At 69.2% G+C, this 25,444-nt stretch carries 27 protein-coding genes; 12 read left to right on the forward strand and 15 right to left on the reverse strand.

Going from position 1 to position 25,444, the window contains the following annotated elements; translation table 11 throughout:
* Nucleotides 1–13: 13 nt before the first annotated feature.
* Nucleotides 14–1,231, reverse strand: coding sequence for a HupE/UreJ family protein (locus ACN263_RS29010; protein WP_422737385.1), 1,218 nt, complete (start codon nucleotides 1,229–1,231; stop codon nucleotides 14–16).
* 183 nt (nucleotides 1,232–1,414) lie between these two features.
* On the opposite strand from ACN263_RS29010, the gene ACN263_RS29015 reads away from it, so the two are divergent.
* The 4 genes from ACN263_RS29015 to ACN263_RS29030 all read left to right on the forward strand — a co-directional run bounded on the left by ACN263_RS29015 (nucleotide 1,415) and on the right by ACN263_RS29030 (nucleotide 6,018).
* Complete coding sequence (locus ACN263_RS29015) at nucleotides 1,415–2,077, forward strand: hypothetical protein (RefSeq protein WP_422737386.1); 663 nt, start codon at nucleotides 1,415–1,417, stop codon at nucleotides 2,075–2,077.
* Between the two features lie 108 nt (nucleotides 2,078–2,185).
* Nucleotides 2,186–2,767 (forward strand): dihydrofolate reductase family protein, encoded by a 582-nt coding sequence (locus ACN263_RS29020; protein WP_422737387.1) that lies wholly within the window; start codon nucleotides 2,186–2,188, stop codon nucleotides 2,765–2,767.
* A 276-nt stretch (nucleotides 2,768–3,043) separates the two neighbouring features.
* Nucleotides 3,044–4,489, forward strand: coding sequence for a non-reducing end alpha-L-arabinofuranosidase family hydrolase (locus ACN263_RS29025; RefSeq protein ID WP_422737388.1), 1,446 nt, complete (start codon nucleotides 3,044–3,046; stop codon nucleotides 4,487–4,489).
* Nucleotides 4,490–4,788: 299 nt separating this feature from the next.
* The gene (locus tag ACN263_RS29030) at nucleotides 4,789–6,018 is read left to right on the forward strand and encodes a GH25 family lysozyme (RefSeq protein ID WP_422737389.1); all 1,230 of its coding nucleotides are present in this window, start codon (nucleotides 4,789–4,791) and stop codon (nucleotides 6,016–6,018) included.
* Between the two features lie 51 nt (nucleotides 6,019–6,069).
* Here ACN263_RS29030 and ACN263_RS29035 read toward each other — a convergent pair whose 3' ends face one another.
* Together ACN263_RS29035 and ACN263_RS29040 are read right to left on the reverse strand one after the other, a co-directional pair.
* On the reverse strand, nucleotides 6,070–6,732 hold the full coding sequence (locus tag ACN263_RS29035; protein ID WP_422737390.1) for a response regulator: 663 nt from the start codon (nucleotides 6,730–6,732) through the stop codon (nucleotides 6,070–6,072).
* A complete protein-coding gene (locus tag ACN263_RS29040; RefSeq protein ID WP_422737391.1) occupies nucleotides 6,720–7,946 on the reverse strand; it encodes a sensor histidine kinase in 1,227 nt (408 codons plus the stop codon). Before ACN263_RS29040 ends, ACN263_RS29035 begins: the two co-directional genes overlap by 13 nt.
* A 155-nt stretch (nucleotides 7,947–8,101) precedes the next feature.
* Between ACN263_RS29040 and ACN263_RS29045 the strand changes: the two genes are divergently transcribed.
* Entirely contained in the window at nucleotides 8,102–8,320 is a 219-nt protein-coding gene (locus ACN263_RS29045; protein WP_422737392.1) for a hypothetical protein, read from the forward strand.
* Nucleotides 8,321–8,349: 29 nt separating this feature from the next.
* On the opposite strand, the gene ACN263_RS29050 is transcribed toward ACN263_RS29045, so the two are convergent.
* Complete coding sequence (locus tag ACN263_RS29050) at nucleotides 8,350–9,189, reverse strand: ABC transporter ATP-binding protein (RefSeq protein ID WP_422737393.1); 840 nt, start codon at nucleotides 9,187–9,189, stop codon at nucleotides 8,350–8,352.
* Nucleotides 9,190–9,371: 182 nt separating this feature from the next.
* Between ACN263_RS29050 and ACN263_RS29055 the strand changes: the two genes are divergently transcribed.
* The 3 genes from ACN263_RS29055 to ACN263_RS29065 all read left to right on the forward strand — a co-directional run bounded on the left by ACN263_RS29055 (nucleotide 9,372) and on the right by ACN263_RS29065 (nucleotide 13,180).
* Nucleotides 9,372–10,532 (forward strand): low temperature requirement protein A, encoded by a 1,161-nt coding sequence (locus ACN263_RS29055; protein ID WP_422737394.1) that lies wholly within the window; start codon nucleotides 9,372–9,374, stop codon nucleotides 10,530–10,532.
* A gap of 246 nt (nucleotides 10,533–10,778) precedes the next feature.
* Nucleotides 10,779–11,894, forward strand: a complete 1,116-nt coding sequence (locus ACN263_RS29060; protein ID WP_422737395.1) for a ricin-type beta-trefoil lectin domain protein — start codon at nucleotides 10,779–10,781, stop codon at nucleotides 11,892–11,894.
* A complete protein-coding gene (locus tag ACN263_RS29065; RefSeq protein ID WP_422737396.1) occupies nucleotides 11,891–13,180 on the forward strand; it encodes a cellulose binding domain-containing protein in 1,290 nt (429 codons plus the stop codon). Before ACN263_RS29060 ends, ACN263_RS29065 begins: the two co-directional genes overlap by 4 nt.
* 105 nt (nucleotides 13,181–13,285) lie before the next feature.
* Here the strand turns inward: ACN263_RS29065 and ACN263_RS29070 are convergent, their stop codons facing one another.
* On the reverse strand, nucleotides 13,286–14,488 hold the full coding sequence (locus ACN263_RS29070; protein ID WP_422737397.1) for a low temperature requirement protein A: 1,203 nt from the start codon (nucleotides 14,486–14,488) through the stop codon (nucleotides 13,286–13,288).
* Nucleotides 14,489–14,643: 155 nt separating this feature from the next.
* The gene (locus ACN263_RS29075) at nucleotides 14,644–15,135 is read right to left on the reverse strand and encodes a MarR family winged helix-turn-helix transcriptional regulator (protein WP_422737398.1); all 492 of its coding nucleotides are present in this window, start codon (nucleotides 15,133–15,135) and stop codon (nucleotides 14,644–14,646) included.
* A 39-nt stretch (nucleotides 15,136–15,174) separates the two neighbouring features.
* Here ACN263_RS29075 and ACN263_RS29080 point away from each other — a divergent pair, with 39 nt between their 5' ends.
* Complete coding sequence (locus ACN263_RS29080; protein ID WP_422737399.1) at nucleotides 15,175–15,801, forward strand: DsbA family protein; 627 nt, start codon at nucleotides 15,175–15,177, stop codon at nucleotides 15,799–15,801.
* A gap of 20 nt (nucleotides 15,802–15,821) precedes the next feature.
* Here the strand turns inward: ACN263_RS29080 and ACN263_RS29085 are convergent, their stop codons facing one another.
* Together ACN263_RS29085 and ACN263_RS29090 are read right to left on the reverse strand one after the other, a co-directional pair.
* Complete coding sequence (locus ACN263_RS29085; protein WP_422737400.1) at nucleotides 15,822–16,655, reverse strand: cytochrome c oxidase assembly protein; 834 nt, start codon at nucleotides 16,653–16,655, stop codon at nucleotides 15,822–15,824.
* Nucleotides 16,655–17,176 carry a DUF2243 domain-containing protein gene (locus ACN263_RS29090; RefSeq protein WP_422737401.1) on the reverse strand — a complete coding sequence of 174 codons (522 nt, stop codon included), beginning with the start codon at nucleotides 17,174–17,176 and terminating at the stop codon, nucleotides 16,655–16,657. Before ACN263_RS29090 ends, ACN263_RS29085 begins: the two co-directional genes overlap by 1 nt.
* Nucleotides 17,177–17,283: 107 nt before the next feature.
* On the opposite strand from ACN263_RS29090, the gene ACN263_RS29095 reads away from it, so the two are divergent.
* Complete coding sequence (locus tag ACN263_RS29095) at nucleotides 17,284–18,177, forward strand: IS982 family transposase (RefSeq protein WP_422736979.1); 894 nt, start codon at nucleotides 17,284–17,286, stop codon at nucleotides 18,175–18,177.
* Between the two features lie 134 nt (nucleotides 18,178–18,311).
* Here ACN263_RS29095 and ACN263_RS29100 read toward each other — a convergent pair whose 3' ends face one another.
* Complete coding sequence (locus ACN263_RS29100; protein ID WP_422737402.1) at nucleotides 18,312–18,686, reverse strand: peptidase inhibitor family I36 protein; 375 nt, start codon at nucleotides 18,684–18,686, stop codon at nucleotides 18,312–18,314.
* A gap of 191 nt (nucleotides 18,687–18,877) precedes the next feature.
* Nucleotides 18,878–19,486, reverse strand: coding sequence for an NAD(P)H:quinone oxidoreductase (gene wrbA / locus ACN263_RS29105; RefSeq protein ID WP_422737403.1), 609 nt, complete (start codon nucleotides 19,484–19,486; stop codon nucleotides 18,878–18,880).
* A gap of 142 nt (nucleotides 19,487–19,628) precedes the next feature.
* Here wrbA and sigJ point away from each other — a divergent pair, with 142 nt between their 5' ends.
* Together sigJ and ACN263_RS29115 are read left to right on the forward strand one after the other, a co-directional pair.
* Nucleotides 19,629–20,564: an RNA polymerase sigma factor SigJ gene (gene sigJ, locus ACN263_RS29110; protein WP_422737404.1), complete on the forward strand. Its 936-nt coding sequence runs from the start codon at nucleotides 19,629–19,631 to the stop codon at nucleotides 20,562–20,564.
* Nucleotides 20,565–21,292: 728 nt separating this feature from the next.
* Nucleotides 21,293–21,493, forward strand: coding sequence for a hypothetical protein (locus tag ACN263_RS29115; RefSeq protein WP_422737405.1), 201 nt, complete (start codon nucleotides 21,293–21,295; stop codon nucleotides 21,491–21,493).
* Here the strand turns inward: ACN263_RS29115 and ACN263_RS29120 are convergent.
* From ACN263_RS29120 to ACN263_RS29140, 5 genes are all read right to left on the reverse strand, one after another.
* Nucleotides 21,462–21,776 (reverse strand): hypothetical protein, encoded by a 315-nt coding sequence (locus ACN263_RS29120; protein WP_422737406.1) that lies wholly within the window; start codon nucleotides 21,774–21,776, stop codon nucleotides 21,462–21,464. The two genes, ACN263_RS29115 and ACN263_RS29120, sit on opposite strands and share 32 nt — an antisense overlap.
* A gap of 253 nt (nucleotides 21,777–22,029) precedes the next feature.
* Nucleotides 22,030–22,185: a hypothetical protein gene (locus ACN263_RS29125; RefSeq protein WP_422737407.1), complete on the reverse strand. Its 156-nt coding sequence runs from the start codon at nucleotides 22,183–22,185 to the stop codon at nucleotides 22,030–22,032.
* A complete protein-coding gene (locus ACN263_RS29130) occupies nucleotides 22,182–23,357 on the reverse strand; it encodes a zinc-dependent alcohol dehydrogenase (RefSeq protein WP_422737408.1) in 1,176 nt (391 codons plus the stop codon). The genes ACN263_RS29125 and ACN263_RS29130 overlap by 4 nt, the downstream gene beginning before the upstream one ends.
* Entirely contained in the window at nucleotides 23,354–24,325 is a 972-nt protein-coding gene (locus ACN263_RS29135; RefSeq protein WP_422737410.1) for an SRPBCC family protein, read from the reverse strand. Before ACN263_RS29135 ends, ACN263_RS29130 begins: the two co-directional genes overlap by 4 nt.
* Nucleotides 24,326–24,838: 513 nt before the next feature.
* Nucleotides 24,839–25,420 carry a type 1 glutamine amidotransferase domain-containing protein gene (locus ACN263_RS29140; protein WP_422737411.1) on the reverse strand — a complete coding sequence of 194 codons (582 nt, stop codon included), beginning with the start codon at nucleotides 25,418–25,420 and terminating at the stop codon, nucleotides 24,839–24,841.
* Nucleotides 25,421–25,444 lie beyond the last annotated feature (24 nt).

Raw genomic sequence — 25,444 nt, forward strand, 5'->3', positions numbered from 1 at the left:
TGGTTAGCCGTACTCAGGACCCGAAGACGCGCTGAACAAACCAGATCAGCCCCATGATGGACACCCCTGCGGAAACCACACCGGTCGCCCAGAGGCCCGCTTTCGGCGCACGGCGCCGCAGCACGAACAACAGCGGGAAGATGGCGGCGATAATCGCCAACTGAACGACTTCGATGCCCACGTTGAACACCAGCAGCGACCACAGCAGCGTCCACGACCACGCCTCGTCGATGCCGAGCGCGCCCGCGAAGCCCAACCCGTGCACGAGACCGAAGCAGAAGACGACACCGAGGCGGATCCAGCCCCGCCGGTCCAGGCTCAGGTGACCGCGTCCGGCCGGCTCCAGGTCCGTCGCGTGCGCACCACGCCGCCAGAGGCCCCACAGGTGCCAGCCGGCCACGACGGCGATCGACAGCGCGATGACCGGCTCCACGATCCTTCCGGGCACGTCGACCAGGCCGAGGGCGGCGAGCAGGAACGTCACCGAGTGCGCCAGGGTGAAGCTGGTGGCCGCGAGCACGATCTCGCGCAGCCGCCGGGACCCGGCGATCAGCGCCAGCAGGAACAGGATGTGGTCGATGCCGGACAGCAGGTGCTCGGCCCCGAGCAGGAAGAACTCCCCGAACCGCTGGTAGGCGGTCTGGGCGGTGGAGAAGGACGGGTTGGCGGCGTCGAGCGCGGCGCTGCCCGACCGGCCGTCGAGCCGGTAGGTGACGATCGTCTTGGTGTCCTTGACGTACGCCTCGTCGTCCGGGAAGAGGCGGCTGCGCACCTCGTGCTCGGCGACCCGCTCGGGGCAGGTCCAGTCGAACAGCAGGCGCGCGTACGGCACACCGTCACGGGCGCCGATCGCGGCGTCGCCGACCTGGGTCGGCCGGCAGGGCGCGTCCTTGGCGGTCACCGAGAGGCGGTCGGCGACGTAACGCAGGACTGTCGGGGCGTGGGTGTTCAGCGCGGCGGCCTGTGCGCCCGGGTCACCCGCCTCGAAGGCGGCGGTGCCGACCTTGAAGAGCGGATCGTCGTCACCGGAGTCGGCGGCCGACACCACCAGGAGGTCGTATTCGAGCTCCAATTCGGTCCGTATGTGACCCTCGTCTCCGGCGGAGATTTTCGCGTACACGGTCGACGAGAAGCCGTGCGCGAACGCCGCGCCCCCACCGAAGAACGTGAGCACCGTCGCCGCGAATGCGACAACGGCGACGACAAAGGTACGGCGAATGTGCCCCAGCATGCGGTTCCCCTCGGTTGGCCAGTGCACGCTGCACCTCGCGGGTGAACACGAACCCGCCCGCCGACGAACCGATGGAGAACAAATGCCCGGGCCGACCGCTCGCGGATTGTGGGCCGCCGGATCTGGGATAGGAATACGAGGCGTACCCGCACCTGCCCGCCATCATCGAAGAGGACGATCACCTTGCGCCCCCCGCTTCCGGCCGTCGCCCTGCTGGCCATGACCGCCGCACTCCTCGCCGGCTGCGGCTCCGGCGACGACTGGTCCCAACCGCACCCCGCGCCGAGCGCGATCGGCACGCTCGGGCCGGGATTCGTCGACACCGCCGCGACGCCCGCGCCGGAGGCGACCATCACGCCGAAGCCCGGATCGTGGGCCGGCGTACACCCGTCGAAGGACTACCGGGTGGTGCTGCTGACCGCCGGCGCGGACACCCCCACCAAGACCCTCGTGGCGGCGGTGCGGAGTTGGGCCGACGACGAGCACGTCGACCTGCGCACGGTGGTCGTGGACGACCCGCAGGACGCCGTCGCGGGCATCAGCAAGGCGATCGGGATGAACGCGGACCTCATCGTCAGCGCGGGCAACGACCTGATCGATCCGCTGGCGCTTGTCACTCCCAACCATCTGGACGAGAATTTCCTGGTCGTGGGCGCCGAGCTGGCCGAACCCACCCACAACGTCACCGCCGTCGACTGGGCGGGCGCGTCGTTCCGCGGCGAGGGGCTCGGCATGTCCTCGACGTACGACCCGGGCTCGTTCACGGCCGAGCGCTGTGCCGCCGCCGTCCGGGCGGGCGTGGCCGCCGTGCTCAACGACCTGACCGGGATCGTCATCTGGCTCTGACCGCCCCGCCGTGTCCACCCGGACCGGATGTCGATCCGGCCGCGCCTCGTTCGTGTAGAGGGGGAGCGGGCAGGCGACGGGCCGCCCGCCTCATCGGAGGGTGTGCTCATGCGCAGGTTGGTGGTGGTCGAGTTCGTGACGCTCGACGGGGTCATGCAGGGGTTGGGGTCTCCGGACGAGGACCGCGACGGTGGGTTCGAGCACGGCGGTTGGGCCGCGCCCTACTTCGACGAGATCCAGGCGACCGCGGCGGTGCAGGGGCTCCGATCGACCACGGCATACCTCTTCGGTCGCCGGACGTACGAGAAGATGCTCGGCTACTGGCCGAGTCAGCCCGACGTCAACCCGATGGCCGCACACCTCAACGCGACGCCGAAGTACGTCGCCACCCGTACCCTGACCGATCTCACCTGGTCGAACGCCAGGCGGCTGGACGGGGATCTCGTGCCGGCGGTCGCCGACCTGAAGTCCCGGGGTGACGGTGTGGTCGCGGTGCTGGGCAGCGGGGTGCTGGTGCGGGAACTCATCGCCAACGACCTGGTCGACGGGTACCGCCTGTTCCTGCATCCGCTCCTGCTCGGTTCGGGCAAGCGGCTGTTCCCGGAGTCCGACCGGCCGCGCCGGCTGCGGCTCGCCGACTGCACGCCGACCAGCACGGGCGTCCTCATGGTGGAGTACGAGGTGGCGTGACGGCGGATGTTATCGATAACAGCGTTGACGCCCCGCCACCGGCCTTCTTGACCGCCCGACCGGCGTCGACCCACGCAGCCACTCCGCGCGGCCGACACCCTCGATCGGACACGGAAGCCCTGCTCACGGCCTTGACGAGGCCGCTGAACACCTCTGAAGACATCGAGGTTGATGGTTTGGGAGCGCTCCCGTAACATACCGGACGCGGCTGTTAACGCTCACCTAACAATGACTCCCACGAATGTGGAGGCCGCCGTCCCGTCAGGAGGGTGCTCGATGACCATATTCAGACCGACCAATATCGGGGTCGTCTCGGCCGGCGTCGCCTTACTGGCGTCGGCGACGGTTGCCGTGGCGCTGCCGGCGGGCGCGGCAGCGGCCGGCTGCTCGGTGAACTACGCCGTGTCATCCGACTGGCCGGGCGGCTTCGGGGCCAACGTGACGATCACGAACCTCGGCGATCCGGTGAGCAGCTGGACGTTGACCTGGTCGTACAGCGCCGGACAGACGATCACGCAGTCGTGGAACACCGACCTGACGCAGAGCGGGGCGGCGGTAACCGCGCGGAACGTGAGCTACAACGGTTCGATCGCGACCAACGGCACGGCGTCGTTCGGATTCAACGGCTCCTGGACGGGCAGCAACCCGGCGCCGACGAGCTTCGCCCTCAACGGGGTGACCTGCAACGGGGGCACGACGCCCACCACTCCGCCGCCCACGACCCCGCCTCCGACCACCCCGCCGCCCACGACTCCCCCTCCGACCACGCCGCCGCCCACCACGCCGCCGCCCACGACCCCGCCGCCGAACACGTGCAACCTGCCGTCGTCGTACCGGTGGTCGTCGACCGGGGCGCTGGCGCAGCCGAAGTCGGGCTGGGTGTCACTCAAGGACTTCACCGTCGCGCCGTACAACGGCCAGCAACTCGTCTACGCGACGACCCATGACTTCGGCACCCGGTGGGGCTCGATGAACTTCGGCCTGTTCAGCAACTGGTCCCAGATGGGCTCAGCCAGCCAGAACACCATGAACAGCGGCACCGTCGCACCCACCCTGTTCTACTTCGCGCCCAAGAACATCTGGGTCCTGGCCTACCAGTGGGGCGGCCCCGCGTTCTCCTACCGCACCTCCACCGACCCGACCAACCCCAACGGCTGGTCCGCCGCCCAGACCCTGTTCACCGGCAGCATCTCCGGCTCGGGCACCGGCCCGATCGACCAGACCCTCATCGCCGACGACCAGAACATGTACCTCTTCTTCGCCGGCGACAACGGCAAGATCTACCGAGCCAGCATGCCCATCGGGAACTTCCCCAGCAGCTTCGGCTCGAACTACACCACGATCATGAGCGACAGCACCAACAACCTCTTCGAAGCACCCCAGGTGTACAAACTCCGCGGCCAGAACCGCTACCTCATGATCGTCGAAGCCATCGGCAGCCAGGGCCGCTACTTCCGCTCCTTCACCGCCACCAGCCTCAACGGCACCTGGACCCCCCAGGCCGCCACCGAGAGCAACCCCTTCGCCGGCAAGGCCAACAGCGGCGCCACCTGGACCAACGACATCAGCCACGGCGAACTGATCCGCACCAGCGCCGACCAGACCTTCACCGTCGACCCCTGCAACCTCCAACTGCTCTACCAAGGCCGATCGCCCTCCTCCAACGGCGTCGACTACGGCCTGCTGCCCTACCGCCCGGGCCTGCTCACCCTGCAACGCTGACACCACCCACACACAGCGGGCCCGGCAACCTGCCGGGCCCGCTGTGTCGTTGGCCGTCCTACCGGGCGGGTGGGCTCGACAATCAGGCGCACGCACGGCGAGGACGAACCGAAGGAATACTCGATACGACAAATCGACGCTCGACGCGGCATTGACTTCCACCGTACGGTTCGACGTGCCTACCGATGATCTCGATTTCCGGCTCGCCGGACAGCGCTACTCACCGTCGACAAGCGATACTCTCCGGGCCCACGCCGACGGTCACTCGACCTCGTGAGCAAGGAGAACCTCACCTCACCATGCCTAGAAAATTGCTCTGTGCGCTGATGTCCGCCGGTCTCGCGGTGGGTGCGGCGCTCGGCGTGACCCAGCCGGCGCAGGCAGCCGACCCGTCCGTGGACGGTGGTGGCCGGGCGAACGCCGGCATCGCCCCGGGCGCGCGCAGCAGCGCGATGGCCACGAGCGCCGCCATCCCGGCGGGTTACACGGTTCGGGGCATCGACGTCTCCAGCCACGACCACAACCTCGGCCCGATCAACTGGCCCGCGGTCGCGGCCGGCGGCGTCAAGTTCGCCTACGTCAAGGCGACGGAAGGTAGGACGTACCTCAATCCGTATTTCGCCGAGGACTACGCGGCGGCCAAGGACGCCGGACTCCTCGTCGGCGCCTACCATTTCGCCCGGCCCGACAAACGCGACCCGATCAACGAGGCCAACTTCTTCGTGGACAGCGCCAAGTTCACCAAGGACGGCCAGACCCTGGTGCCAATGGTCGACATCGAATGGCCGTACTGGTCCGGTGCGCCCACCTGTTACGGGCTGACCCCGACCGAGATGTCGAGTTGGATCAAATCCTTCACCGACCAGGTCAAGGCCCGGATCGGCCGGCCCGTGATGATCTACACGAACACCAACTACTGGAACCCCTGCACCGACAAGAACACCTCGTTCGGCGCCAACCCGTTGGACATCGCCGGCTACACCACGGCTCGCCCGCCGCTGCCGGCGGGTTGGACCACGGAGACCATCTGGCAGTACGCCGCCGGCAACCCGAGCCAGCCCGGGAACTACAGCCAGAACGTCTTCAACGGCACCTACCCGGCGCTGACCAAGCTCACCGGCGCGCCGGTGGCCACGCCGCCCGTCGCCCTGCGCGCGCGGGCGAACAAGCGATACGTGGTGGCCGAGAGCGCCGGCGCCAAGCCGCTGATCGCCAACCGCACCACTGTCGCCCGCTGGGAGCAGTACGACGTGATCAACGCGGGCGGTGGCTACGTCGCGCTCCGCTCCCGCTCCAACGGTCGATACGTGACGGCGGAGAGCAAGGGCACCAAGCCGCTGATCGCCAACCGGACCAAGGTCAGCACCTGGGAGAAGTTCACCATCGTCAACAACTCCGACGGCACGATCAGCCTGCGCGCCGCAGCCAACGGCAGGTACGTGGTGGCCGAGAGCAAGGGCACCAAGCCGCTGATCGCCAACCGGACGTCGATCAGCACCTGGGAGAAGTTCGACCGGATCTCCCTCTGAGCGCCGCCGCCTGCCCGGTGCCCTCGTCGACGGGGGCACCGGGCAGGCGGTTCAGCGCTGACGCTGCCCGCCGTCCAGGTAGCGCAGCACCGCGGTGACCCGACGGTCGGCGCGGTCGTCCGGCGGTAGCTGGAGTTTGGCGAAGATGCTGCGGATGTGCTTGTGCACCGCGCCGTCGGTGACGAACAGCCGCTCGGCGATCGCCGTGTTGCCGAGCCCTTCGGCCATCAGCCCCAGCACCTCGCGCTCACGCGGCGACAACTCGTCCAGCGCCGTGTCCGTACGGCGGTTGCGGGCGAGCAGCTGGGCCACCACCTCGGGGTCGATCACGCTGCCGCCGTCCGCGACCCGGCGTAGCGCGGTGAGGAACTCCTCGACCCGGCCCACCCGTTCCTTCAACAGATAACCGAGCCCGGCCGCGCCGACCGAGAACAGCTCGGTGGCGAACGCCTGCTCCACGTACGCGGACAGGACCAGCACCGCGAGGCCGGGGCGACGTCGCCGGGCCTCCACCGCGGCCACGATGCCCTCGTCGGTGTGGGTCGGCGGCATCCGGACGTCGACGATCGCCACGTCCGGCGCGTGCTCGTCGACGGCGACCAGGAACTCGCCCGGCGTGCCCGCCGTGGCGACCACGTCCAACTCCTCCGCCCGCAGCAGCAGCGCCAACCCCTCGCGCAGCAGCGGGTCGTCCTCGGCGATCACGATCCGCATGGCAGCTCCACGTGCATCCTCGTCGGTCCTCCCGATGGGCTGGTCAGTGTCATCCGCCCGTCGTACGCCTCGACCCGCCGGCGGATGCCGGTGAGCCCGGAGCCGTGCGCCTCGTCGGCGTCGCCGCGCCCGTCGTCCTCGACGGTCACCAGGAGCAGGCCCTGCTCCCGACGGACGGCGGCGTCCACCCGGCTCGCGCCGCTGTGCCGGACGACGTTGGTCAGCGCCTCGGCCACCACGAAGTACGCGGTGGCCTCGACCGACGCCGCGCACCGGACGGCCACGTCGACAGTGAGCCGGCAGGGCACCGGGCAACTGCCGGCCAGGCCCGCCAGCGCGCCGGCCAGCCCCCGGTCGTCCAGCACGGGCGGCAGGATGCCCCGCACCACCGTACGGAGTTCACCGAGGGCCTGTTCCGCCGCGTCCTGCGCCTGCCCGAGGATCTCGTCGGCGCGGTCGGGGTCACGCCGCACGGCCCGGCGCGCCGCCCCCAGCAGCACGTTGACCGCGACCAGCCGATTCTGCGTGCCGTCGTGCAGCGACCGCTCGATGCGGCGCAACTCGAGCGCGTGGGCGTCGAGCGCGGCGGCCCGGGTGGCGGTCAGCGTGGCCACCCGCAGCGACAGGTCGATCCCCGGTGGCGGAGGCAGCAGCAACCGACCCGGCCAGGCCTGGACCCGGGCCAGCGCCGGACCGAACCCGATCGCGGCGACCAGCCAGACCACCCCGAGCAGGCCCACGAGGAGCGCCTCGGACAAGCCGTCGATACGCCACCAGACCACCCCCGGAGCGCCGTCCTCGGGCGAGATCAGCCGATACCACAACGGAAAGGTGATGTCCTGGAGGGCATAGAGCGGCAGGGCCAGGCCGACCAACCCCGCCAGCAGTCCGATGACCGAGTGCAGCGCGACCCAGCCGACTTCCCGCCGGACGAACGGATCGCGCGCCGCCTCCCGCAGCCCTTCCTGCACCGGCCCCGGCGGGGGGATCGGCGTGCCCCAGCGGGACAGCCGGGCCCGCTCCCGATCGGCCACCGAGCGCAGCATCCGCAGGACGCCCGGCACCAGCCGCTGCCCCAGCCCGGTCAGGCAGATCAGGGCCACGACCACCGCCCAGAGCAACGCGCCCAACGCGAGCAGCGCGGTGCCGAGCCCACCGACGAGGTGTTCGAGGGCGTCGACCGCGGCGCGGAACCGGCCGCGCAGGTATGCCATCGCGCCAACATAGGTCACGCTGGGCACGCGCGGCAGCGTCCGCGGCGCAAAGTACAGCCTGCTGTACCTGTGGTTGTCGAGCTGGGGGGATCGTTGCCGCCGCGCCGCCGACCTAGCGTCGATGGTGTCGCCGAACATCATCGAAGGAGAGCACGATGACCAACCCGTACCCCCTCAGCGAGGCCCCGGCCCCCGCGCCGGAACGATCCGGCGGGCTGCTCCGTCCGCTGCTGTGGCTGCTGCTGCTCCTCAGCGCGGCGACCAACGCCGCACTGACGACGGTCGTCGGCAACCCGTGGATCGGCTCGGCGTTCGGCCTGGTGGCGGCGCTCTGCGCCGGAGCGCTGATCGTCCACCACCGCCGCCACCGATGACCTCCCCGAATGCGTACCGGAAGGTGGGGTCAGCCGTTGGAGACCGCCAACCGTCGGACGGACCCGGCGCGGGCCGCCCAGCGCCCGTCCTCGTGGCGTACCTCGATGGGGTGCGCGAAGGCCACCGAGACCTGCGCGGTGGTGACCGTCCCGTCGGCCGGGCCGGCGGCGACCACGCTGCCGCCGCTGATCAGCATCGCGTGGCTGGTCGTGGCCGGCAGTTCCTCGAGGTGATGGGTGACCATGATCGAGGCGAGGCGGGGATGGGTCTCGCGGAGCAGGTCGATGGTCTCGAGCAACTGTTCGCGGGCCGCGACGTCGAGACCGGTCGAGGGCTCGTCCAGCAACAGCAGTCGCGGCTGACTGATGAGGGCCCGGACGATCAGGGTGCGACCCCGCTCGCCCTGCGACAGGGTGGGCCAGCGCTCGTCGGCCCGGTCGGCCAGCCCGAACATGCCCAACAGGGAATCCGCCCGGTCCCGGTCGTCCCGGGTCGGCTGCCAGCGCGGCGGCAGGTCGATCGACCCGGCCAGCCCGGTCAGCACGACCTCACGGATCGCCAGGGGCGACCGCAGCGGATGACGGGGGTTCACGTGACCGATCGCCCGGCGAAGCTGTTGCAGGTCCACGCGGCCGAGTTGTCGACCAAGGATCCGTACGGTCCCGGAGGTCGGATGGGTGAGCGCGCCGCAGAAGCCGAGCAGCGTGCTCTTGCCTGCGCCGTTCGGACCGAGCAACGCCCAGTGCTCACCCTCGCGCACGGTGAGGTCGATGCCGTGCAGGATCTGCTTGCCGTCCCGCCGGAAGGTCACGTCGCACAGTTCGACGACGGGAGGCGGCGGGTGCGACTCGGCGGTCCTGGGGAGCATGAGCCCTCTCTCGGTACGAAGCGCTGGCGCTGTCGAACTCGCGCGCCCTGATCCTGCCAGGTATCTCTCTGTCGGCTCACTCGTTGGTAGCCGTGTGCCGCACGCCACCGGCCCTCGGTCCCGGCGTCATCGCGGCTCCAGGGGGAGGCGATCGCGGACGAGCCGGCGGGAGCGGGGAGTTCATGACCAGGGCGGATCCGACCGGGCCACGACGCAAGCCCACCTCGTCGGCGCGGGCCACCCTGCTGGAGTTGTTCTTCGACGTCTTCTACGTGGCCGTGTTCGCGCAACTGTCGATGCAGTTGGCCGCCGATCCCACCTGGGGTGGGCTCGGGCAGCGACTCGTCCTGCTGTTGGCCGCCTGGTGGACCTGGTCGGTGACGGTGAACACCACCGAGTTCTACGATCCGCAGCTCCGGGCGGTCCAGGGTGTGGTCGTCGGCACGATGGTCGGGGTGTCCCTGATCGCGGTCGCGATACCGGGCGCGTACGGCGGGCGGGGTCTTCTCTTCGCCGTCGCGTACGTCGGCCTGCACCTGGCCCGGGGGGTCATGCTGATCGTGGCGCTGCGTCCCCGCCGGGCGCACGCGCGGGAGGAACGCTTCCTCTTCTGGTTCGTCGTGTCCGGAGTCCTCTGGATCGCCGGCGGGTTCGCCTCGCCGGGCTGGCGTACCGGCCTCTGGGTCGGCGCGCTCGCGATCGACTACCTGGCGGCGGCGTTGCGCTACCCGACGCCGCTGCGCGGTCGGATACCGCTGGAGCAGTACAGCCAGTTGAGCGTCCACTTCGGCGAGCGCTACCAGCAGATCGCCATCCTGGCGCTCGGTGAGCTGGCGTTGATGACCACGCTGACGTTCGGCAGCGTCGGGTACACCCCGGCCCGCGCCGTCGCGTTCGCCGCCGCGATCCTCACCGCGCTGCTGTTCTGGCAGATCTACGTGCTGCAGAGCAACAAGCTCGTCGACCGGTCCGCCCACTGGCGTCCACGGGCTTCGGTGTACCTGGCGCCGTACGTCTACGCCTGCGTGGTGACCGGGGTCATCGCCACCTCCGCCGGGGTGGACCTCGTGCTCCACGAGCCGGTGCGGACCACCCCGGCGAGCTGGGTGCTCCTCATCGTCGGCGGGCCGGTGCTGTTCGTGGTCGGACGGATGAACTCCGAGTACGTACTCCTGGGACAACTGCCGAAATCGCGGCTGGCCTGGCTGGCGCTGCTGATCGCGTTGACGCCCGTGTTGGCGATGCTCGTCCCCGTTCTCGTCACGGTCGTCACGGCAGCCGGCTTGGTCGGCATCACGCTCACCGACACCTGGCGGCTGCGCGCCCGCGCGCTGGCGAGCTAGGACGCGGTGCCGGCGAGGTAGACCAACGCGGGCCGATGAATCTACACTCATCTCTGTTAACGCTCACACTCGTCCCAGTGCTGAGGCAGCAACGCCGTGCCGATCCGACGATCGGCGCGAGCCGGGCCACGCCCCGGCAGCCGGCGGCTGCTCGGTCCGCCGGCCCTCCAGGTTGCCGGCTGCCCGCGCGGCCCTACCGATCGGCCAACGCCCTCGGCCAACTCGACCAACCCAAGGGAGAGATCCATGAGTACGAGGGCACGATGGCTCGCGACGCTCGCCGCGCTCGGTGTCGTGATCGCCGGGGTGGTGGCACCCGCCGGTCCCGCCAGCGCAGAGTCCAACGGCGGGGTACGGGTGATGCCACTCGGTGACTCCATCACCGAGGGCACGCAGGTGCCCGGCGGTTACCGCATCGGGTTGTGGCAGCGCCTCGCCGGCGGCCGGTACACGGTGGACTTCGTCGGATCGCAGTTCAACGGGCCGGCCAGCCTGGGCGACCACGACCACCAGGGGCATCCCGGCTGGCGCATCGACCAGATCGACGCGAACATCGTCAACTGGCTCAACACCCAACGGCCGGCGACCGTCCTGCTGCACATCGGCACCAACGACATCCTGCAGAACTACAACGTGAGCACCGCGCCGAACCGGCTCTCCACGCTGATCGACAAGATCACCAACACCGCGCCCACCGCCGAGGTGTTCGTGGCGCAGATCATTCCGATCTCCAACAGCGGCCAGAACGCCGCCGCCCGCACCTTCAACGCGGCGATCCCCGGCATCGTGCAGAGCAAGGTCAACGCCGGCAAGCGGGTGCATCTGGTCGACATGTACAGCGCGCTCAGCACCGCCGACCTGATCGACGGCGTCCACCCCACCTCCGGCGGATACGACAAGATGGCCGCCCGCTGGTACAGCGCGTTGCAGTCGGTCCCGGGCAGCATCGGCAACCCGAGCAGCGGCGGCGGCCAGACCACCACCACCCTCGTGGGCACGCTGTCCGGCCGCTGCGTCGACGTCCCCGGCTCGTCCACCACGAACGGCACCCAGGTGCAGTTGTGGGACTGCCACGGCCGCACGAACCAGCAGTGGACCTACACGTCGACCAAGACCCTGACGGTGTACGGCAACAAGTGCCTCGACGCCGCCGGCTACGGCACCTCGCCGGGCACCCAGGTCACCATCTACGACTGCCACGGCGGCACGAACCAGCAGTGGAACGTCAACGCCAACGGCACCATCACCGGTGTGCAGTCCGGCCTCTGCCTGGACCCCTACAACCAGGGCACCGGTAACGGCACCAAGCTCGTCCTCTGGACCTGCACCGGCCAGACCAACCAGCAGTGGAGCCGGCGATGAAGCGACCCGGCACCGCCAGATGGCTGACGGCCGGGGTCGCGGTGGTCCTCGGCCTGGCCCTGGCCACGACGACCCGGGACGCGGCGGTCGCCGACAGCCCGTACCAGCGGGGTCCGGACCCCACCCTGGCCAGCGTGGCCGCCACCCGCGGCCCGTTCGCCACGACGCAGGCGACCGTGCCGGCCGGGAACGGCTTCAACGGCGGGTACGTCTACTACCCCACCGACACCAGCCTGGGCACCTGGGGCGCGGTCGCGATCGTCCCCGGCTACTCGGCCCTGTTCGCCAACGAGGAAGCCTGGATGGGGCCCTGGCTGGCGTCCTTCGGGTTCGTGGTGATCGGCATCGAGACCAACAGTCGTACCGACGGCGCCGACGCCCGGGCCACCCAACTGCTCGCCGCGCTGGACTACCTCACCCGTACCAGCCCGGTCCGTAACCGGGTCGACCCGAACCGGCTGGGCGTCATGGGTCACTCGGCCGGCGGGGCCGGCACCCTGCTCGCCTCGTTGCGGCGGCCCACCCTGAAGACGGCGGTCGGCCTCGCGCCGGGCACCCCCGGGAACAACCTGAACATGTCCAGCACCCAGGTGCCCACCATGCTCCTGTCGGGGCAGAACGACGGGACGGTGACGCCCTCGTACGTCCAGGGCATCTACAACAGCCTGCCGGCCAGCGTGGAACACGCCTGGGCCGAGTTGGCCGGCAACGACCACCTCTCCTTCACCAGGTCGAACCCGACCGAGATGCGCCTGCTGATCCCCTGGCTGAAGACGTTCCTCGACAACGACACGCGCTACACCCAGTTCCTCTGCCCGCTGGCGGACAGCCGGGGCGTCTCGCGGTACAGCAACACCTGCCCCCTGGTGCCGCCGGGTGAACCCACGTCACCGCCCACCACGGGTACGCCCACCACACCACCGCCGACGACGCCGCCACCGACCACGCCGCCGCCCACCGAGCCACCGCCCACCACACCGCCGCCGTCCGGCGCCGCCTGTACGGCGACCTACCACACCGTGAACTCGTGGTCGGGAGGCTTCCAGGGTGAGGTCACCGTGACCGCCGGCACCGCCGCCGTCAACGGGTGGACCGTCCGCTGGACCCTCGGCAACGGGCAGAGCATCAGCCAGGTCTGGAACGGCACGCTGAGCACCAGCGGCTCGACCGCGACCGTCCGCAACGCCGTCTACAACGGCTCGCTCGCTCCGGGCGGCACGACGACGTTCGGCTTCCTCGGCTCCGGTACGCCGACCAACCCGTCGCCAACCTGCACCAGCCCGTGACCGTCCGCCGGTCGTGAAACGGCCGGGCCAGGCCACCTGGCCCGGCCCGGCCGTTGCTGGCCGTCGTCGACCGCTCGGCCGGTCGGGGGCCCGTGGACCCGCTCGTCACCGTCCAGAGCCGGGCGGGGACGGCTGTTCGGGGGGTTTGCCCATGGCACGGATCGCGTCCGAGACGGCGATGCCGGCCAGGACGACGACGGCGGTGCCGGCCACCACCAGCGGCGGGACGTGGACCATCGCGGGCGAGACGGCGACCAGCAGGAGAGCGCCGATCATCCGGGATCGGGACACCCGCGCGAACACCGCGTGTTCGACCAGGGAACGTCCGGCCAGGAACAGCACCGGTCCGCCGAGGATGGCGACGATCCAGGACGGGTTGGTGGGCCCGAACGGATGGGTGATCACGATTTCGTAGCCGACGGCGATGGCGACGGTGCCGACGACCATGAGCATGTGGGCGATGAACGCTTCCCGGATGAGGTGCGCCGGGTTACGGGCGGCGCTGAGCGCCCCGGGCAGCAGTTGGCCCGCCTTGAAGAGGTACACCCGGAACATCAGCACGGTCGTGGCGAAGGAGACGGCGAACGCCACGGCGGCGCCACCCTCCTCGAACGACGTGTCGCTGTAGGCCGATCCGGTGGTCAGGATCAGCTCACCGAGCGCGATGATGAAGAACTGTCGGTACCGCTCGGAGATGTACTCGGGCGACACCGGCCACTTCGGCCGGCTGGAGATGTTCCACGGCGCGGGATAGAAGAGCAGCAACGCCGTGCCGTCGATGGCGAGTGCGAGCGTCCACAGCACCGCTCGCGCCGCGTCCGGCAGGAACGCTCCGACGAGCCACGGCACGGCGGACATCGAGAACCACAGGAGCACCCCCGCCGCCCGGCGCTGGGCCTCGAGACCACGCAACGGCGGCACGATGATGAGGCCACGCACGATGTGCACCGCCACGTACGAGCCGGCGAAAACCAGACCACGGGTACCGAACGCCTGCGGCACGGCGACCGCCATCATCAGGGCGCCGAGCATCGCCGTGTAGACCACCAACTGGACCTGTGGCCGTTCCGAGTCGTACAGGTCGGTGACCCACGCCGTGACGAACCACAGCGACATGAAGGCCATCAGCAACAGGACCGTCTCGCCGACCTCGGCGAGGACCATTCCTCGGTCGGTCAGATCCTCGACGAGCCGGTGGGAGACCCGGTTGAGCGCGAAGACGAACACCAGGTCGAAGAAGAGTTCCAGGAGGCTCGGCCGCTGCGGCTGGTCCGACTTGCGAAGCAGCGCCGCTGCGCGTGTCGACATGTCGCCGCCCGACCTTGCCCGGATTCTTCGCCTTTCGGAAATTGATACCATTTCCGGCGGCTCGCCAGGGCCGGTACGAACGAGCATCGCTCCTTAGGCGTCACTGCCCGCACGGATCCGGACGACGCCGCGACGACGGTGCCGACGTGCCGTGCTCACGACCCCACGGTCCGCGTCAACGTCGCCAGCAGGCGCTCGAGCGCGCCGCGGTCGCTGTCCGTCAGACCTCGGAGGATCGCCGCCTCGTTCGCCAGGTGTTCCCCGATGAGCTGGTCGGTCAATGCCACCCCGGCCGGGGTCAGGCCCACCACCCTGCCGCGCGCGTCAGCGTCGGAGACCGAGCGCGACACGAGACCTCGGGCGACCAACCGGTCCACCCGCTTGGTCACCGCACCGGTGGTGACGAGCATCCGTTCACTCAACTGACCCGCCGTGAGCGCGTACGGCTCGCCCTCCCGGCGCAGCGCGGCGAGCATGTCGAACTCGCCGTTACCGAGACCCGCGGCGGCGAACGGCGGCCGCAGGGCCGCGTCGAGCACCTCGGCCAGGTGCTGGATCCGGCCAATGATCAACAGCGGGGTGGGATCCAGGTCGGGTCGTTCACGACGCCACTGGTCCACGATGTCGGCAACCCGGTCCTCAGTCACGCTTGCACTATAGCTTCCACGGAAGATATATTATCTTCCGTGGAAGATAAATCCTCTCAAGCGCCCACCCCCGAGGTCACGGCCTACGTCGACCCGTCCTGTCCATTCGCCTGGATCACCTCGCGGTGGCTCATGGAGGTCGCCCGCATGCGACCCATCGCTCTGCGGTTCGAGGTGATGAGCCTCGCCGTCGTCAACGAGCACCGCGACCTGGAGCCCTGGTACCGCGAGTTCAACGATCGGGCCTGGGGCCCGGCGCGGGTGTGCACGGCGGCCGTTACCCGACACGGGTCCGCCGCCCTCGCGCGTCTGTACCCGGCGCTCGGTCGGCGGATCCACGACGAAGGCGACAAGGACTTCGACACCGTCATCCCGGCGGCTCTGGCCGAGGTGGGCCTTCCCGCCGACCTGGCCGAGGTCGCTCGTCGCAGCGACGTCGACGAGCAGATGCGGGCGAGCACCGCCCGCGCGCAGCAACTCGTGGGTGAGGACCTCGGCACCCCGACGATCGTGGTCGACGGCGTGGCCTTCTTCGGCCCCGTCCTCTCCTCGATCCCCCGCGGAGAAGACGCCCTCCGCGTCTTCGACGGCGCCCGCCTGCTCGCCGGCTGTCCGGCGTTCTCCGAACTCAAACGCGCCCGGACCGACGCTCTGAGCTTCGCCTAGGAATCCGAGCGCCCGGGTGGTCAGGTCGATGCCGGCGTGGTGACGAGCGGGGTGGTGTCACCGGACCGTTCGCGGCGCTCGGGTCGCCAGGTCGCCACGAGGGCGGCGGCGAGGAGCAGTTCGGCGATGTCCCCGCCGTAGTACATGAGCTGCGCCCCGCCCTGCACCTGCGGGATCGGGGCATGGATGTCGACCCAGAAACCGCCGTACATCAGCTGCGAGATGACCGCGTGGGTCGCGATCGCGAGACCGAGGTAGACCAGCCGGGCGCGGACCCCGGGACGCCGGGGCGCGGGGTCGGGACCGGCGATGACGTAGGCGAACAGGCAGCCGGAGAGCAGGAAGTGGGCGTGCAGCACCCAGTGACCGGCGGTGTTGCCGGTGGCGAGCTGGTAGAGCGGGGTGAAGTAGAGCACCGCGAGACTGGCGGTGGACACCAGGAAGGCCACCGCCGGGTGGGTCAGCACTCGGGCCGCAGCGGTGTGCAACAGCACGGTCAGTCGGCGGGCGCGCGGCGCGGACAGCGCCCGCAGCAGCAGCGTGACCGGGGCGGCGAGGACCAGCGCGAGCGGGGCGTACATGCCGACGAGCAGGTGCTGGGTCATGTGGCCGCGGAAGTCGGTGTGGGCGAGGGGCGCCAGTGGCGGCAGGAGCGCCACGGCCAGCAGGAGCAGCCCGAGGACGAAGCTTGCCGTCCGCCACCGGTTCCAACCCCGCACCGGGTTGCGGCGGCGGGCCCGCCCGGCCAGGTGGAGGTAGCCGCAGGCGCCGGCGAGCAGAACGACGACGGGCACCACCGTCTCGGACAGACCGACCCCCAGCGCGGCACCCTCGTGATGCAGGTGCGGATCCATCAGACCGCGCGGCCGGAGTCGGCGACCTTGCCACCGCGCTGGATCAACCATCCGCCCACCAGCAACAGTGCGCCGAAGACGAGGAACCCGATGTCCCACCAGAGCTGGTGGGGTCCACCGCGTACGTGGTGGATGCCGAGGATCTGGTGGTCCACCACGCCCTCGACGAGATTGAACAACCCCCAACCCGCGATGATCCAGCCCCACAGCACGCGGGAACTCCACACCCTGCGGCGATCGTGGGTGACCCGCGAGTACAGGACGGCCAGGCCCACCAGCACCGACAGCCAGCACACGACGTGGAAGATGCCGTCCCAGACGGTGTTCATCTCCAGTCCGGAGACCGTGTGCGGGTTGTAGTACCGCACTCCGATGCGATCGGAGTTGGTGCTGGTGAGCATGTGGTGCCACTGGAAGATCTGGTGCAGGAAGATCCCGTCGGCGAAGCCGCCGAGCCCCACCCCGAGCACGATCCCGGGAAGCTGGAGGCCGACCCGGCCCTGGTTCGCGGTGGCTGTCATGACCCCTCCGTCCCTCGTACCCGAGGTGGCCTGTTCTCCACGCTAGACGAGTAAGTCCTAACGACCCCGGGCTGTGGGCATAGACGAAGGGTGTTGAAGATCCGTTTGTGACGACAGACCTCAACACCCTTCTGACCGCACTGTACGTGAAGATCGACGACTGGCTCGGGCGTCCTCGCCGGACGGGTAGGCCACCGAAGCTCTCTGACGCGGAGTTGCTGACCCTGGCCGTCGCGCAGGCGCTGCTCGGGGTGCGTTCCGAGGCCCGTTGGCTGCGGTTCGTGCCCGGGCATCTACCCGGGGCGTTCCCGTACCTGCCCGGACAGTCTGGTTACAACAAGCGGCTACGGGCAGCGTTGCCGCTGCTCAAGCGTGCCATCCGGGCGGTCGCCGAGGACACTGACCTGTGGTCCGACGCCACCTGGGTCATCGACTCCACACCGGTGGAATGCGGGCGGTCCAGGCCGACGGTGAAACGCTCTGACCTGGCGGGGTGGGCCGGGTACGGCTACTGCGCCTCGCACTCGCGGTTCTTCTGGGGACTGCGGCTGCATCTGATCTGCACCCCGGCCGGCTTGCCGATCACCTGGGCCCTGGCGACACCGAAGGTCGACGAACGTCAGGTCCTGATGGCTGTCCTTGACCACGACCCCGACCTCATCGCCGAACGCCCGGGCCTGCTGATCGTCGCGGACAAGGGATACGTGTCCGCGGAGCTGGACCGGTGGCTGGCAGAGCGTGGCGTGCGATTGCTCAGACCGTCGTACCGCAACCGCACCCCACGCCCGGACGAGCACCTACTCAAGCCGATCCGCCAGCTCATCGAGTCCGTCAACGACACGCTGAAGGGGCAACTCGACCTCGAACTGCACGGCGGACGCAGCATCGAAGGCGTCGCGGCACGCATCGCGCAACGCCTCCTGGCGATGACCACCGCGATCTGGCACAACCGGGCCACCAACCAACCCGTGACCAGGTCCCTGATCGCCTACGACCACTGACCCAACTTCGGACTTACTCGTCTAGGGGCAGATAAACGGGATCGAGGCGGAACCGGGGTGATGGACGAAGAGTTCCCGCCGGGCCACCGCCTCGCCCCGGGCGTCCAGCTCGTACCCGGTCGTCACGACAGGGCTCAGTCGTAGAACACTACGAACGCGGACGCGGAGTCATTCGGGATCTCGTCTCCGCCACCCCGGAAATCCACTCCACTGTGCGCGGGGACGAACGTGATCCTGCCGCCGCCGCTGCCGGCGGCGAAGCCGTGCTCGAAGACACCGATCGTGTGATTACTGCCGTTCCACACGGAGGACGCTGAATCGTTCAGGTTCTTTCCGTTGGTGTACTGGTACCAGCGGAAATCGGCGAAGCTGGCACCGGCATCGACGGTCCGGAACGCCATGGTCGAACCGGACCAGCCGAAGTTCTCGTAGAAGCAGACCTCCACATACTTCTCGGCGCACCGGTACACCGCCTGCGCGGCCGTCGGGGCGACCGTCACCGAGGCCACGACGGCCGCGGTGGTAGCGAACGCGGCCGTGAGAGCTTTGCGCTTTTTCACGTCATCTCCAACAAGAAACAGCCGGCAGAAAAATACGCCACGAACCTACCGGCCAGTTCTTTATTCTTTCTGAACCTCTTGTACAGACGAGCGGCGGCGCTCTGCTCCAGGGCACCGGCACGTACGTCGTCGTGGGTAATTCAGGCGGCAGCGCCCGCCTTGAGGCGCGCGGTGATGTCGACGACCCGGCGGGCCTGGTGGCGGGCCGCCTGGAGGCTCACCTCGCCGGGTGGGCCGTCGCCGGCCACATGGGAGGTGCCGTAGGGGTTGCCGGCCTGGAACTGAACGGGGTCGGTGTAGCCGGGAGGCACGATGATGCCGCCCCAGTGGCAGAAGGTGTTCGCCAGCGCCAACAGAGTCGATTCCTGGCCGCCGTGGGCAGTGTTGGATGAGGTGAAGGCCGAGTACACCTTGTCGGCGAGCTTGCCCCGGAACCACAGCGGGCCGGTGGTGTCGATGAACGCGCGGAGTTGGCTGGCCGGGTTGCCGAAGCGGGTGGGGGTGCCGAAGAGCACGGCGTCCGCCCAATCCAGGTCGTCGTGGCGGGCCTCGGCGACGTCCGCAGTGTCCGTCAGGTGCCGCTCCCACTCCGGCCTGGCGCTGATCGCCGTCGCCGGCGCGGTTTCGTGGACCTTGCGCAGTCGCACGGTGGCGCCGGCCTTCTCGGCCCCTTCGGCGGCGGCTCGTGCCACCGTGTGGATGGTGCCGGTGGCGCTGTAGTAGATGATCGCTACGTGCACGGGTTCCACTGTCGGACTCCTCCCTCTGCGGTTCTCAAGCGGTACGACGAGACAGCCCGACAAGATGTGCGGCGACCCGCCACCGCACAATTCGCGGCGACGATTCGTCGTAAGAGGTGAGCCAGATCGTCCGAAGGAATCGGTGAAACCCATGGCCCACCCGTCCGAGCCGGTAGTCGGTCCGCCCGACGCCAGGCCGAGCGCGATCATCAGCGAGCGGCGTCAGCTCACCAACCTGGCGTACCGGCTGCTGGGCTCACTGGCCGACGCGGAGGACGTCGTGCAGGAGACGTACGCCCGCTGGTACGCCATGTCCCCCCGGCAGCAGGAGGGCATCGACGCTCCCGGTGGCTGGCTGACGACGGTTGCCAGCCGCATCTGCCTGGACCTGCTCCGCTCGGCGCGGGTCAGGCGCGAGCGTTACGTTGGCGAATGGATCCCGGAACCGCTGCCCCACCGCGCCGAATGGATCAGCGGCCGGTCGAGCGCCAGCGCCGACCCGGCCGACCAGGTCACCCTCGACGAGTCGGTCAGCATGGCCTTCCTGGTCGTGCTCGACGCGATGACCCCGGCCGAGCGGGTGGCGTTCATCCTGCACGACATCTTCGGCTACCCCTTCGCCGACGTGGCGGCGATCGTCGGTCGTACCCCTGGGGCCTGCCGCCACCTCGCCGCGTCGGCCCGGCGGCGCCTCCACGCCCCGCGGCCTGACGCGGGCCCGTCGACCCGACGTGCCGATCTCGTCCGGGCCTTCAAGCAGGCGTGGGAGGCCAAGGACATCGACGCGCTCATCGGCCTGCTGGCATCCGACGCCACGGCGACCGGCGACGGCGGCGGACTGGTCACCGCCGCGCTCCACCCGATCACGGGGGCCGGGCAGGTTGCCCGCTTCTTCGTCGACCGGCCGACGGCGGCGGCCGGGGTGACGCTTCAGGAGTGCACGGTCAACGGTCAGCCCGGTCTGGTGGCGCTGCGGGACGGTGTCACCGTGTCGGTGATGGCGTTCGACGTCGGCGATGACCGCATCCACCACATCTGGGCCGTACTCAACCCCGACAAGCTCCGCCCCTGGGGCGCGACCTGTTGAGCGTGGTCGGCCAGTGGCGATCTCGAGGAGCAAGATCCGTTACGGACGGACGCGGGGTACGCCTCGTCGTCACCCGCACCGGACGCGGGAAGGTGGTGGACTGCCGCCGACGGGACGGGGAGAGTCGGGTACGCAGTACGCCCTCCGGCAGCGTCCGGAATGGCGGCACCGGTGGACCAGCGGCGCATCAGGTCAGTCGGCATGGAGCCTCCCCGAGTCATGGATGAGGACGGCCGCCCGCCCCGGTCGGGCCGGGACGGGCGGCCGGTGCACCGGACTACTCGGCGCAGCGTCTGCGCCCAATCAGGCGCAGAGGTTCGACGTCGTCGGGCAGACGACCGTCGGCGGGACGCTGCTGCTGCAGACGAAGGTGAAGAAGTGCTGGCGCCGCCCCTTTGTGAATTACTCGGGACCAGCTCGACCCTTTGTCAAATTGACATTGCCGGACGCCTGTGGACACCCTGTCAAACAACTCTTGACAGGCAGACCCGCCCTGATTCCGAACGAGACGCCGACAAATCCGGCCTGGCGTGCGATCAGGCTGAGTGCGACGTAGGATCGCCGCATGGGACTTGGCGGAGCAACGATCGTACTGGGCGTGGCCGCGGTGGCAGCCTTGGCAACGATGCTGGCCACAGTGATCACGCGACACCGTCGCAGGCGCCGTTGACCGCCTGCCCGCCCTTCCGCCGGCAGCGCCATGTCAAGATCCGCGTTATCCTCGGGTTATGACGATCGTCCTTATCGTTGGAATGTTCTCCCTGGTGGCTGGCGCGCTTCTGGCGTGGCGCCCGATCGAAATGGCACGCCTGGTCGGCCATTTCGGCATGGTGAAATCCGACGCCGGAAGAACTACCGAGTACCGCACCGCCGGAATGGTGATGGCCGCACTCGGCCTTATTCTCTCCGCGATCGCATTGTTCGCCTGATCCGAGGCACCTGCCCGCCATCGCGCACCCGATCAGGAACGGGCGACGTCATCGCCGGATACTCCACCGTCACTTGGCCTGTCCGTGCTGGTAGTGGGCTCGTCGGGCGCAGCTTGGATGTTCGTCGCGAGATCGACCAGTGCAGGGTGTGCCCGGCGCGTCGGTCGGGCGTCACGGCGAGGACGACGGCATTGATGAGTCGGCGGATCTCGACGACGGTCAGCGCGATGATCTCCGGGTCGGCGTCGGGCTGCTGAGCGCTGAGGATGGTCAGGACGAGCACGGCCAGGGTGACGAACTGGTGCCAGCCGGTAAGCCCCGGACCTGGTAGTGGTCCAGGCCGACTTGCCCATTGCCGATTTGGAACAGATCCTCCGTGCTCCAGCGGGAGCCGGTGTCACCCCCTGGAAGCGTGGAGGGCTCCGTTATGCGGGCTTGAGCCTCTGCCCCACCACGCAGAAGCGATCGAGGCCGCAACCCGCGTTTCCGCTGGTCACGGCCTCGATCGTGATCTGCGCCCGAAGGGACCCGAACCCCTAACCTTCTGATCCGTAGCCCGAACCCATCAGATGCTCGCTACGCTGCGCACCGAGCGGGCCGCGCAGCAGGATGGACAGGGACGGCTCGGCGAGGAACCCGATCACCAGACTGGTGACGGTTCCAACGGCACGGCGGTCGCCGTCAATGGTCAAGGTTTGAGGACGACCTTCTCGCAGTTGTCCTGCTTGTTCTTGAAGATCTCGAAGCCGCGTTCCGCCTCGTCGAGCGGCAGGGTGTGGGTGATGACTCGGGTCGGATCGATCTCGCCACGTTCGATGCGCCGCAGCAACGGCTTCATGTAGCGCTGCACGTGGCATTGACCGGTACGCAGGGTCAGCGCCCGGTTCATCCAGGCACCGGCGGGGAACTTGTCGAGGAAGCCGCCGTACACGCCGATCACCGATACGATGCCACCGCTGCGGCAGGACAGGATCGCCTGGCGCAGCGCGTGCGGGCGTTCGGTCTCGGAGCGGACCGCCTGCTTGACCCGGTCGTAGGCGTGGATGTGCGCGGCACCGTGGCTGGCCTCCATGCCGACCGCGTCGATGCACTTGTCCGGCCCCCGCCCGCCGGTCAGCTCCAGCAGCCGGGACCGCACGTCCACCTCCTCGAAATTGATCGTCGTGTGGCCAGCCCGTTCCGCCATCTGCAGCCGGTACGGCTCCTTGTCGATGGCGATCACCTTCGCGGCACCGAGCACCCGGGCGCTGTCCATGGCGAACTGGCCGACCGGGCCGGCGCCCCACACCGCCACCACATCGGTGGACTGGATGTCACACAACTCGGCACCCATGTAGCCGGTCGGCAGGATGTCCGAGAGGAAGAGCACCTGTTCGTCGGTCAGCTCAGACTCGATCTTGAGCGGACCGACATCGGCGAACGGCACCCGGGCGTACTGGGCCTGACCACCGGCGAAGCCGCCGGTCAGATGCGAGTAGCCGAAGATCCCGGCGACCGGGTGGCCGAACATCTTCTCCGCGATCCCGGCGTTGGGGTTGGAGTTTTCGCAGCAGGAGTAGAGCTCGGCGGCACAGGCGCCGCACGCGCCGCACGCGATCGGGAACGGCACGACAACGCGGTCTCCGACCCGTAGCTTGTCGGCCGGCACTCCCGAGCCGACCTCGATCACCTCGCCCATGAACTCGTGACCCATGACGTCACCGTCCTGCATCGTGGGCACATACCCATCGACCAGATGCAGGTCGGAGCCACAGATCGCGGTGGAAGTGATCTTCACGATCGCGTCGCGGTCGTTCAGGATCTTCGGATCCGGTACGTCACGGACCTTCACCTTGTTGCGGCCCGCCCAGGTGTTCGCCCTCACGCGTCCGCTCCCTTCGCGAACTCGGAATCCGACAGCGGTTGCGCCGGACGCTGCGGGAACTCCTTACGGGCCCGCTTGCCCCACGGGGCACCCTCGGATCGCACCACCTGGCCGGTCTCCAGCACCTGCTTGAGTCGGCGCAGATCGTCGTCGAGCTGCTGGTGTGGCTCCTCACCGAAGTACTTGGCCACCGCCTTGCCGACCGCGCCTCCCGGGATGTCGTACGACATGACGACGTGCACCTCGGTGCTGACACCGTCCGGGGCGGGCACGAATTGGACGGTGCCGGAGTTCGGCACGTCGGCGTTGCCGGTCGACCGCCACGCGATCCTCTCGCCGGTCACCTCGTCGACGATCTCCGCGTCCCACTCGACGTGCTTGCCGAACGGAGCGCTGGCGGACCAATGGCTCGTACGGTCACCGGTGGTGCGGACCTCTCTCAGGTGCGCCATGAACGTCGGGAGGTTGTCGAGGTCGCGCCAGAACGCGTAGACCTGCGGTGGGGGTTTGCGGATGGTCGTGGTAGCTGTCAGCTCCATGAATCCTCCTCTGCGCGCGCCACGTGCCGCCCGCACCGAACCGACTTCCTTCGACCGGGTTACCTGCGCGGCCGTCAGCAGGTCGACCACCGTGATTCCGATGATGGCGCCCGTGACACCGACGAGGCGTCGCCGGCGGCGTCCGCAGCGGTGGGCGATGGCAATTCCGAGCGCGGCCAGGTCCATCGCGTCGCCCAAGACCCGGGTCCACGTCCAGATGCCCTTTCGCCGGCTCGTCAGGAGCCCGGCCGCGTGTACCAGTTCCCGCGCCCCGACCAGCTGCACCACCGCCCGGGACGTCGCGGAGTCGTCCACGCCGCTGATCCGGCGCACCGCGTCCGTTGCCGCCAGCTGTGTCACGCCCAGACCGAGGCTCATCCAGCCGAGCCCGCGCCCCCGCCGCTGCACCTCGTCCTGCCTGGCCTTCACTGGCTCTCGGCTTGCTAGGGCGTGTGTCAAAGCCCCTGGCCGGCCTCCGGCGGGCCCAGACGACGGCCGGCGGCGTTGGAGATGGGTTCGGATACAACACCGGTATCCGAACCCATCTCCGCCTTGCCGGACCGCCGCCTGGACTCCGCCTCGACTCGACCGAGGACTTTGACACACGCCCTAGTCGAGTCACGGGTAACCTCCGTATCCGGTCGCACCCTCCGCTTCACGACGGTCGGGGCGCGGCCCGTAGGGGCCGGGAATACCCCCTTCAAACCATCCCAACCCGCTCACCGATGCTCGGGTAGATGGGTTTCCCTGTCCCGATGCCCGCGCGATGTCACGGCCGCGGACGCCAGGATTGGTACGAGGCCGCTGCTGGCGCGGTACGGCGGGCACTGAATCTGGGTCGAACAGCCACTGCCAGGCGGAGTGGTGGCCCTGCGGCCGGCGAGACAGGCCGCCGTGAGGCCCACGCCCGGCCCAGCTTCCTCGACCCTGAGCCCCACCGGGTCACGCCGTCGCCATTTGGCGGACGTCTTCGCCCTGGGCGAACTCCTCGACCATCTTGGCGCAGAAGGCCGGAAGGTCGCTGGGGTTGCGGCTGGTGACCAGTCCGTTGTCGACCTGCACCTGCTGGTCGACCCAGGTTCCGCCGGCGTTGACGATGTCGGTCCGCAAGCTGGGGAACGAGGTGACAGTCCGGCCGTTGACGATTCCAGTCTCGACCAACGACCAGGGTCCGTGGCAGATCGCTGCCACCGGCTTCTGTTGCTCAAAGAACGCCCGGACGAAATTCATCGCCTGCGGGTTCATTCGGAGCCGGTCGGGGTTGACCGTCCCGCCCGGCAGCAACAGGGCGTCGTAGTCGTCCGGATCGACTTGGTCCACCGTCCGGTCCACCCGATAGCGGTTGGCTGGATTGATGTCCTGGTTCATTGACTGGATCTCGCCGGACTTCAACGAGACCAGGTGGACCTCGGCGCCGGCCTGCTCCGCGGCGGCCCGGGACTGGGTGTACTCCACATCCTCCACCCCGTCGGCGGCGAGGCAAGCGACTCGCTTGCCGGTCAGTGGCTGCTGGCTCTGCGCCATCTCTGCGACCTTCCCTTCGCGGCG

Source organism: Micromonospora sp. WMMD729 (genome assembly GCF_049315225.1).
Taxonomy (GTDB): Bacteria; Actinomycetota; Actinomycetes; order Mycobacteriales; family Micromonosporaceae; genus Micromonospora.